This window comes from Streptomyces sp. NPDC059900 (genome assembly GCF_050270335.1).
Taxonomy (GTDB): Bacteria; Actinomycetota; Actinomycetes; order Streptomycetales; family Streptomycetaceae; genus Streptomyces.
Map to the genome: position 1 here is coordinate 1 of NZ_JBNNJZ010000327.1, position 9,392 is coordinate 9,392.

Here is a 9,392-nt window from a genome sequence, read left to right on the forward strand (position 1 = left end):
CGGCATGGCCGAGGCCCAGCAGGCACGTCTTCGCGACATGCACACCTACTACGAGTTCATGGTGGGGCACCTGCGGCGCCTGCTCGGGGAGTACGAGCAACTACAGGCCGGGCGCTAACCGCCCGCCCCGCCCAGCCACTTCAGCCCGTCCAGGAGGAAGCGGTTCTGGGTCTCGCTCGCGAACGTCGACGACAGGCGGGTGTTGGTGTCGTAGTTCATCGCGTTGTGGCCGAAGTTCGCGTACAGCATCTTGTACTTCGTGTTGGTCCACAGGATCGGGTAGTAGCCGCTGTACCAGGACTGGTCGGGATCCGTGCCGAGCGGGAAGCTGCTGGGGTCGACGGAGGCCAGGATCTTGATGTCCGGGTTGCGGCGGAGATCATTGGACCAGCTGTACCACTCGCTGACCGCCGAGGTGAACCGGGCCGGCAGGTTCTGGGTCGCCCGGTGCGTGCGGTCCTCGACCTTGAGGACCGCTGTCGTGGGACCCCAGGTGTTGGACTTGAAGTTGCCGCTGCCGAGGAACTGGTTGTGATACCACGGCCAGCTCCCCGCGTCGGTCGTGAAGGCCGAGACGTGAAAGCCCATCCAGGCACCGCCCGCGCGCATGTACCGCTCGAAGCCGCTGCGTTGGGCCGCGGTGTGCGGCGCGTCGTCGAGGAACAGGACCACCTGGTAGGAGTTCACGCCGCCGTTGGCGAGCAGGTCCCAGTTCTTGCTGGCGGTGTAGGTGAAGCCGTTCGCCGCGGCCTGCTTCGGGAACCAGTCGTTCGCCTCCTTGTCGAAGTCGATGTGCGCCGCGTCCCAGGTGCCGCTGTAGAGCGCGAGCACCTTGAACGGCGCCGCCTCCGCGTTCGCCCGGGCGGCGGGCGGTGCCGCAAGGGCGAGCAGAGTCGCCAGGAGCAGCAGGATTCGCAGGGCCACGCGGGAGGAACCGGACCTGATGATGTGCATGAACTCTCCTGGGGTGGTGGGGGGTGGTGGGGCGGTACGAGTTCGTCGGCCTGGAGAACATGAGCAGGGCGGTGCGGCGGGCGAGGCGCGTATCGCGGTCGAGCGCACGAGGCGTGGTGCTGGTTGACCTTGCGTACGGCTGCGCCCAGCAGTTCACGTATATGAACAGTGGACGCATTTGCGAAACTGTGGCGACCGGGAACTTAAAGGTCTGCACCAGGGTCGTCAAGAGATGAAGCCAAGAAGGGTACGAACAAGACCACGCTCACGAGGAGTTGAACGCGCTGGGTCGAACGCCCTGAGTTCGCGGAGAAGAGCCGAGCCCGCCAAGTCGGTCAGGCCGGCTTGAGGACTGAGGCTGCCCCGTCAGGCCAAGTCGCCGGGCTCGTCCGCGTTTTGTCGCTGTTCCCGGGGCGTAACGCCCGCCGCACCAGGAGCAGTTGCGCCGGCGGGGGCGAATCGGCGCAGCAGGAACCCGGTGGACAGGGCCATCACGAACATCACCACCGCGTACACCGCGGACGGGATGGCCATGCGTGTGCTGTCCAGGAGCGAAGGGCTGAGGGCGATGGCCATCGACAGGGTGGTGTTGTGCATGCCGACCTCGAAGCAGGTGGCCACGGACTGCCGGTGGTCGCCGCGGGCCAGGCGGGTCGCCCCGTACCCCGTGGCGAGGGAGATCGTCGCGAAGAGGACGACGACGAGGCCGACGTCGGCGAGGTAGCCGGCGATGTTGTTCCGCTCGGCGACGACCGCGACGATGATGATGACGACCAGTGCGGCCACCGCTGTCACCTTGACGGCACGGGTGGAGCGTTCCGCGAAGCCCGGACGGCGGTGGCGGGTGAACATCCCGGCCGCGACGGGCACCAGGACGACGAGGAAGACCTGCAACGTCTTGTCGAAGCGCAGGCCAAGCGCCTCGTCCGTACCGGTCATGAAGTGGTCGAGGGAGAGGTTCACGACGATCGGCAGGGTGACGACGGCGATGACCGAGTTGATGGCGGTCAGCGTGACGTTGAGCGCGACGTCGCCGCCGAAGAGGTGGCTGAAGATGTTGGCCATCGTGCCGCCGGGGGAGGCGGCGAGCAGCATCATGCCGACGGCCAGTTCCGGACCGAGGTCGAAGGCAAGGACCAGTCCCAGGCAGACGGCGGGCAGCAGCGCCAGCTGGCAGCACAGGGCGACGGCCGTCGGCCGGGGGTAGGCGGCGACCCGGCGGAAGTCGGCCACGGTGAGGCCGAGTCCGAGGCCGTACATGATCACGGCGAGGACGGCGGGCAGCAAGTACGCGGTCAGCGGCGAGTCCATGGGGCACCTCCGGAGCCGGGGACGAGTGGCCGCAGGTTCAACGGAGGGCTCCTTGGCGGAAACCGGCGGGCTCGAAAGCTGTGGGCATGATTCTCGGTTCAGGCCCGGCCGTACGACAAGGAGAAGGACGAACCGACCTGACGCCCGCTCAGTTCGCCGCCAACTCGCTTGGCTGGGATCGGCGTTCAGCGGGCGCCCGCGTGCGGCCCGCGGACCCGGTCCCGGCGGCTGCGGAGCCGCCTAACCGACGCGGTTCTCCAGGCCGCCCAGGATGAGGGCAAGGCCCGCCTCGAACGCCGACTCGTGGTCGATCAGCGGGACTTCGGGAAGGGGTGGGCCGTCATCGGGGTCCGCGTCCGCCTGTTCCTCCAGAACGCAGCCGACCGTGTACCGGCCCGCGGCCAGCATTGCCATCTGCGCGTCTCGCTCGGGCACGCCGGACGCGAGCAGGAAGCTCATTTTGCGGGCGACCCGGTCGAGGTCCGCGACCCCGGGGCTGCTTCCGGCGTGCAGGCGCGCGCCGTCGCGGCGCATCAGCAGGGTGCGGCGGAAGCTGCGCGTGTTCTCCAGGAACCACTCACGCCAGTCGTCGGCGGGCTGGGGCAGCGGAGCCGTCGCATGGGGCGCCATGGCGGCCTCGGCCATGGCGCTGAGCAGCTCTTTCTTGTTCTTGAAGTGGTAGTAGAGCGACGGCTGCTCGACGCCGAGGCGCTTGGCGAGCCGTCGTGTGCTGACAGTGTCCAGGCCGACCTCGTCCAGCAGGTCGAGTGCCTCGCCGACGACGGTCTCGCGGTTCATCTTCACATTGACAACCTATCGGTGATAGGTGACGCTGTAAATCTACCTATCACCGATAGAAAGAGGGCTGTGTCATGCCACGCACCGCCGGAACCGCCTCCTTGAAGGTCCTTGTCTGCGGCGGCGGGATCGCAGGGCAGGCTCTCGCCTACTGGCTGGCCCGCGGCGGTCACCGGGTGACCGTCGTCGAGCGCTTCCCGGCGCTGCGGGCCACCGGGGCCCAGGTCGACCTACGGGGCCAGGGCATCGACGCCGTGCGGCGGATGGGGCTGCTCGGCGCCGTCAGGAGCAAGCTCGTGGACGAGGCGGGCGTCGCCTTCGTGGACGCCCGCGGCAAGGCGCGAGCGACGATCATGGCCAACACTTCCGGACAGGGCCGGCAGACCCTGACGTCCGAGTACGAGATCATGCGCGGCGACCTGGTGGACATCCTCCACGACGCGGCGAAGGACGATGCGGAGTACGTCTTCGGCGTGAGCGTGGACCGCTTCGAGCAGGACGAGAAGCGCGTGATCGCCCACTTCTCGGACGGCTCATCCGGCGAGTTCGATCTGCTGGTCGGCGCGGACGGGCAGGGATCCCGTGTCCGGCGGGCCATCCTGCCGTCCGGCACTCCTGATCCGTACCGGCGGGTGGGAATCCACATGGCCTACTGGTTCGTCCCCCGCACCGCCACGGACACCCATATCCGGGACACCTACAACGCCCCCGGCGCCCGGATGATCATGCGCAGGAGTCACAACCCCACCGAAACACAGGTCTATTTCGTCCTGCGGGACGACTCCGAAGAAGCATCGGCCGTCCACCGGGAGCCCATAGCGCGCCAGAAGCAGTTCTGGACCGACAAATTCCGCGACGCGGGGTGGCAGACCGAACGCTTCCTCGAAGGTATGGAGACGACCGGCAGTTTCTACTCCCAGGAAGTCGTGCAGGTGCGCACGGACACCTGGTCGAAGGGGCGCGTGGTCCTGGTCGGAGACGCAGCGCACTGCGCTTCCCCCTACAGCGGCATGGGGGTTTCGGGCGGCCTTATCGGCGCGTATGTCCTGGCCGGTGAGATATCCCGGCACGCCCGTGATCTCCCCGAGGCCCTGGCGAACTACGACACCGTGCTGCGGCCCTTCGTCGACGAAATCCAGGCGGCGGTCAAACCGCGTCTCCTGCGCCTGGGCATGCCCAAGAACAAGCTGGCCATCGACGCCTTTCACTCCGTCACCGCGCTGGCCTGCTTTCTGCGTGTCCCCGAATTCATCGCGCGCCACGCGAAGGGAGACCGCGGCGGTGACTGGCGGCTCCCGGAATACCCGGATCTCGACGCCGGGTAGCGGAGGAGTGACCGGTCGCCGCCGGCAAGCTCCTGCATTCTGGTGATCGGACGCGTGTCGTGTGGCGGGTCGCTTCATATGCCCGGTGGCAGTCCTATGTTTCCCGCACAGCGCAGAAGTTCGGGCTCCTTCAACAAGCCCGGCGCGTCACCAAGGAGAGACGAAATAATGGTTCGTAGTGCTGTGAGCGGGTGCGCGGTGGTCGCTCTCGCCTCTGTGGCGTTCACTGGTGTCGCGCCGGCGTCGGCGACCGATGCTCCGGCGATGGAGCCGAGGGTCACGGTCACCCCGGCCACGGTCAAGCAGAAGGCCGTGGTGACGGTCAAGGTGGTGGGCGCTCCCAAGACGTGCCGTTCGGTGCAGGCCAGGTCCGACGCCTTCGTCGGCACGGTGGCGCTGACGAAGAAGACCAAGCCGCCGATGTACACCGGCCGCGCCGCGGTGAGCGGGAAGGCCGCTCCCGGCAGTCACCAGGTCGTGGTGGGCGGAGTGGGCTGCGGCAAGTGGACGGCGAAGGCCAAGTTCACCGTGCCCGCGGCGCCCAAGCCGAAGACGGTCAAGGGCACCGTCACCTCCAAGGTCGGGGTGTTCGTCCGCCGCCAGCCGACCTCCGCCTCGGCGGCGACCGGGACCGCCCGCTACCGGCAGACCATCGGCCTGATCTGCAAGAAGGCCGGTCAGCCGGTCGCCGGCAACCGGACCTGGTACCAGGTCAGCATGCCCAAGGGCTGGGTCACCGCCCGCTTCGTCAAGGCCCAGGGCGCAGTGCCCAACTGCAAGTGATTCCAGGGGCTTTCGCCCCGGCGTCTGACGCAGGTGCCTGAATGCGGCCCCCGGTTGGCTCATTTTGCAACCGGGGGCCACAAGGCTGAATGCCCCGATGCGGACGCTCAGCAGACGCTGTCCGTCGGCTTCGGGTTGCCCAGGCCGAACAGCGGGCGCAGGCGCAGCCCTGCCCAGGTGCCGAGGATGGCCATGACGGCCCAGATCCAGCCGTGCAGGGACCCGGAAGCGATGCCGGCCAGGTAGGCGCCGATGTTGCAGCCGCCGGCGAGGCGGGCGCCGACACCCATGAGGATGCCGCCGATGACGGCGGCGAGCGCGGTGCGGGCGGGGATGTTGCGGTGCAGCTGCCACACGCCGCCGGCGGCAGCGGCGACGGCCGCGCCGACCATGATGCCGATGTCGGTGAGGCTGTTCTTGTCGGCGAGGACTGGCCCCGACAACTGGGCCGCGTTGCCCGGCTGTTGCCAGAACGCCCAGGTCTCCGGCGCGGCGCCGAGTGCGCCCACGACCTTCGAGCCCCACAGGGCGAACGCGCTGGTGACGCCCCAGGCGCCGCCCGAGACGAGCAGTACGCCGGCGCCGAACAGCGCAAGGACCAGGGCGCCGACGGCCAGGGGCCAGGAGCCCCGCACCGTACGGCGGAGGCTGCCGCGCGCCGACGGCGGGGTGCCGACCGGCGGGGGAGTGCTGCGGGCCTGCACGGCGCGGGCGATGAACCAGATCCCGGCGAGCACCGCGATCGTCACCGCCCAGGAGCCGAACCACCCGACGTGGTCGGACAGCACATACGGGTCGAGCGCCGGCAGATCGTTCCAGAGGCCGAACTGCCAGGCGGCCAGGGTGGAGCCGGTGATGAAGCCGAATAGGGTGAGCACGATCGTGCCCTGGCCGCTGCCGACGGCGAAGAGCGTCCCGGACGCGCAGGCGCCGCCGAGTTGCATGCCGATGGCGAAGAGGAAGGCCCCGACGAGCAGCGCCACTCCGATGGGCCCGGCGCTGGGTGCGGGCACCGAACCGAACAGGCCGCTGCCGGTCCCGATGACCAGCGCGAAGAGCGTCGCGGTGGTACCCAGCAGCAGGGTGTGGGCGCGCAGCCCGGTGCCGTTGCCGACGGCCACCAGCTGTCGCCAGGCCGAGGTGAAGCCGAACCGGGAGTGGAAGAGCGCGAATCCCAGTCCGAGCCCGAGCAGCAGCAGGACGCCCGGCTTGGCCCCGTGCTCGGCGAAGACGTAGCCGGCGAGTGCGACACCGATGACGCCGGCGACCGCGAGCGGCACCCGCCGGACCGGTGGCAAGGCCGCGGCCGCGGGAGCGGGGGCGGAGGTGGGGGCAGGAGTGAGCAGGGCGGTACGGGACGGCGCCCCTGCGTCGGCAGCGGTGGTCAAGGGGGTCTCCGGGAAACGGGAGGGGGATCGGACGGGCGGTGCTCGCGGGAGCGCGGAGCGAGGCGTCAGCGGGGACAGAGCGCGTCGTCGACGCTCCACGGCGTGGCCGCGAAGAGCGCGAGAGCGAGCTGACGTGCGGGTCCGAACATGCGCACCACCATAGGCATCCCCGCAGAGATCCTGGATCTCCGTCTCACATAGAGAACACATGAATGAGACGCCGGATGAGACGCCGGACGAGGCGGCGGACGAGAGGTCGGATCAGACGGCGGACCAGACGGCGGACCAGACGGCTGCCGGGGATACGTACCCCCTCCTTCTTCGCCGCTTGCGCCACCAGGTATCTTGCATCGCATGGAACCAGGTGATTCGACCAAGCAAGCCCGGGCAGCCGCCCAGCTGCGCAAGGGCGTCCTGGAGTACTGCGTCCTCGCCCTGATGCGGGATCGCCCCCGCTACGGCGTGGAACTCCTCCACGCCCTGGAGGACTCCGGTGCCCTGGCCACCAGCCAGGGCACGGTCTACCCGCTGCTCTCCCGGCTCCGCCGCGACGACCTGGTCACCACCACCTGGCAGGAGTCCGCCGCCGGACCGCCCCGTCGCTACTACGCGCTCACCGACAGCGGCCGGGCCGCACTCGACGAGTTCACCCGCGTCTGGCCCGGCTTCCGCAACGCGGTCGACGCCTTTCTGACCACCCCGCCCCCCACCACCGGAGACCTCACGTGAAGACTGCTGCCGACCCCATACGCGCCTACCTCTCCGCCGTCGAGCGCGAGGCCTCCGCACTCACCCCGGACCGCCGCCAGGAACTCCTGGCCGACCTCGCCGAGCACATCGAGGTGACGCGCGCCGAACGCCCCGACGCCGCCATCGGCGAGATCCTTGCCGAGCTGGGCGATCCGCGCACGATCGCGGCGACCGCACTGGCCGAGGCGGGCTACGGAACCGCCGGAACCGCGCCCCGGAGCGACGCGGACGCGCCTGCCCGGCGCGGAAAGGTGCACCCCCTGGCCCCGCTCCTGATGCTCGTCCTCGTGCTGCCCTTCGTGATGGTCTTCCCCGAGAACCCCGGCCCGGTGATCGGCGCGGTGTTCCGGATCACCGGCGCGGTCCTTCTGTGCACCTCGGTGCACTGGGTCGCCGTCCAGAAGACCACCGGCGTGCTGCTCACGGTGGTCCTGCCGATCGTCGTCATCCTCGCCTGGAACAAGTCCAGCAGCGCCCCGACGGGCGACACCGCGGCCCTGCTGGCCAACCTGGCGATGCTCGCGCTGCTGGTGGGCACGGCGACGTGGCTGTGGCGGGTCCGCCGCCCCTGACGGGCCGACGGACCGGCAGCCTTCAGCCGCGCGCTGCGGCGCGCAGCCCGTCGATGACGATGGCGAGCATGCGTGCGGTGCGTTCCTGCCGGTCGGGGCCGCTGCCGGTCTTCCACAAGAACGACACGAGCAGGAGCACCTCGCCGGCGTCGGCGTCGGACCGCAGCTGTCCGGATTCCTTGCCGGCGGTGAGCAGTTGGTCAAGGGCCGCGACGAGCGGCGGGTAGCAGTGGCTTCCCCGGTCCGCGCAGGTGGCGGCCTCCATGGCCCGCGCTGCCCCGTGTTCGGCGCGGCCGTATGCGGCGAGCCGCCCGAACCAGAGCCGCAGCGCCTCCAGGGGCTCCCGTTCCCCGAGCAGACGCGGGGCGGCTGCGGCCAGTGCCTCGATGTCACTGCGGTAGACGGCCAGGAGCAGCGCCTCGCGGTTGGGGAAGTGCCGGTACATGGTCCCCTGGCCCACGCCCGCCGCCTTCGCGATCGACTGGAGAGTCGCGCCGGGCGTGCTGGTGAAGGCTGCGCTCGCGGTCGCGATGATGCGGCCGCGGTTGTCCTCGGCGTCCGAGCGCGGTGCGCGCGGGCGGGACGACGCCATCAGGGTGTGGCGCGCAGGAGGACGAGGGATCCGTTGTGGGCCGGGCGGCTGCGCAGGTGGCCGAAGGCCTCGTCCCATGCTCCCGAGCCCAGGGCGTGGCGCAGGGAGATGTCGAAGTCGTGGCGGGCGCGGTCGTCAACGAAGCTCCAGGCGGAGCAGGCCTGGCGGGCGGCGGGGTCCAGGAGGAGCTCGGGACGGCCGTAGTACGCCTCGTTGAAGCCGTCGGTGCAGTCCAGCGGGATCGGAACGGGCTGGATGGCGGTGTGGCCGCCGAGTGCGGCCGTGAGGCGGTGCAGGGGTGGATAGCGGCGGGCTTCGGTCTCCAGGACGTCGGGGGCGTACTCGTAGAGCCAGAAATCGCGTACGCGGGCGGGGTCGCAGGTCAGCACGGCGACCGGGCCCCGGGTGACGCGGCGCATCTCGCGCAGCCCGGCGTCGACGTCGGACCACTGGTGGACGCTGAAGAGGGTCATCGCCGCGTCGAACTGCCCGTCGGCGAAGGGGAGGTCCTCGGCGACCGCGTCGATGGCGGTGACGAGCCGGGCCGGGCGCTGGGCGCGCATGGCCAGGGAGGGCTCGACCGCGGTGATCGTGTGCGCCGCGTTCTCGTACGATCCGGTGCCCGCGCCGACATTGAGTACGGTCCGGGCGTCGCCGAGGGCCTGTGCGATGACGCGAGCGATACGGGCGTCCGGCCGGCGGTAGGAGGCGTACCCGGTGCGGTGCGTGCCGTGTTCGACGTCGTCGGTGCTGCCGTCGTAAGTGCGCATGACCATGGGGGAGACCTCGCCTTGTGGGCCCGGGCCGGGGCGGCGGCATCCGCACCCCGAACAGCACTCCCTATCTTGCATCTGCGAGAGGTGTTCGCATACATCCCTGGCGAATGCTTGGCGTATTACCCAAGAGATCTAGCAGTTGA

General features: G+C 69.9%; 9 protein-coding genes and 1 pseudogene. 4 read left to right on the forward strand and 6 right to left on the reverse strand.

Translation table 11 applies throughout. The features are described 5' to 3' along the window. Positions 1 to 123 precede the first annotated feature (123 nt). The 3 genes and pseudogenes from ACQKIP_RS30985 to ACQKIP_RS30995 form a co-directional block, all read right to left on the reverse strand. Positions 124 to 954 (reverse strand): annotated as a pseudogene (locus ACQKIP_RS30985) (ThuA domain-containing protein); the annotation flags it as partial. Between the two features lie 366 nt (positions 955 to 1,320). Next, a complete protein-coding gene (locus ACQKIP_RS30990; protein WP_365856221.1) occupies positions 1,321 to 2,265 on the reverse strand; it encodes a bile acid:sodium symporter family protein in 945 nt (314 codons plus the stop codon). A gap of 240 nt (positions 2,266 to 2,505) precedes the next feature. After that, positions 2,506 to 3,063: a TetR/AcrR family transcriptional regulator C-terminal domain-containing protein gene (locus tag ACQKIP_RS30995; RefSeq protein ID WP_365857084.1), complete on the reverse strand. Its 558-nt coding sequence runs from the start codon at positions 3,061 to 3,063 to the stop codon at positions 2,506 to 2,508. Between the two features lie 74 nt (positions 3,064 to 3,137). Between ACQKIP_RS30995 and ACQKIP_RS31000 the strand changes: the two genes are divergently transcribed. Continuing rightward, on the forward strand, positions 3,138 to 4,388 hold the full coding sequence (locus ACQKIP_RS31000) for an FAD-dependent oxidoreductase (RefSeq protein WP_365856223.1): 1,251 nt from the start codon (positions 3,138 to 3,140) through the stop codon (positions 4,386 to 4,388). Positions 4,389 to 4,652: 264 nt separating this feature from the next. Then, positions 4,653 to 5,171, forward strand: a complete 519-nt coding sequence (locus ACQKIP_RS31005) for a hypothetical protein (RefSeq protein WP_365856225.1) — start codon at positions 4,653 to 4,655, stop codon at positions 5,169 to 5,171. 107 nt (positions 5,172 to 5,278) lie between these two features. Here the strand turns inward: ACQKIP_RS31005 and ACQKIP_RS31010 are convergent, their stop codons facing one another. After that, complete coding sequence (locus ACQKIP_RS31010) at positions 5,279 to 6,559, reverse strand: YeeE/YedE family protein (protein WP_365856227.1); 1,281 nt, start codon at positions 6,557 to 6,559, stop codon at positions 5,279 to 5,281. Between the two features lie 354 nt (positions 6,560 to 6,913). Between ACQKIP_RS31010 and ACQKIP_RS31015 the strand changes: the two genes are divergently transcribed. Together ACQKIP_RS31015 and ACQKIP_RS31020 are read left to right on the forward strand one after the other, a co-directional pair. Next, the gene (locus tag ACQKIP_RS31015) at positions 6,914 to 7,288 is read left to right on the forward strand and encodes a PadR family transcriptional regulator (RefSeq protein WP_365856229.1); all 375 of its coding nucleotides are present in this window, start codon (positions 6,914 to 6,916) and stop codon (positions 7,286 to 7,288) included. After that, entirely contained in the window at positions 7,285 to 7,881 is a 597-nt protein-coding gene (locus ACQKIP_RS31020) for an HAAS signaling domain-containing protein (protein WP_365856231.1), read from the forward strand. The genes ACQKIP_RS31015 and ACQKIP_RS31020 overlap by 4 nt, the downstream gene beginning before the upstream one ends. 22 nt (positions 7,882 to 7,903) lie before the next feature. Here the strand turns inward: ACQKIP_RS31020 and ACQKIP_RS31025 are convergent, their stop codons facing one another. Then, a complete protein-coding gene (locus ACQKIP_RS31025; RefSeq protein ID WP_365856233.1) occupies positions 7,904 to 8,473 on the reverse strand; it encodes a TetR/AcrR family transcriptional regulator in 570 nt (189 codons plus the stop codon). Next, complete coding sequence (locus ACQKIP_RS31030) at positions 8,473 to 9,249, reverse strand: class I SAM-dependent methyltransferase (protein ID WP_365856235.1); 777 nt, start codon at positions 9,247 to 9,249, stop codon at positions 8,473 to 8,475. Before ACQKIP_RS31030 ends, ACQKIP_RS31025 begins: the two co-directional genes overlap by 1 nt. Positions 9,250 to 9,392: the final 143 nt, after the last annotated feature.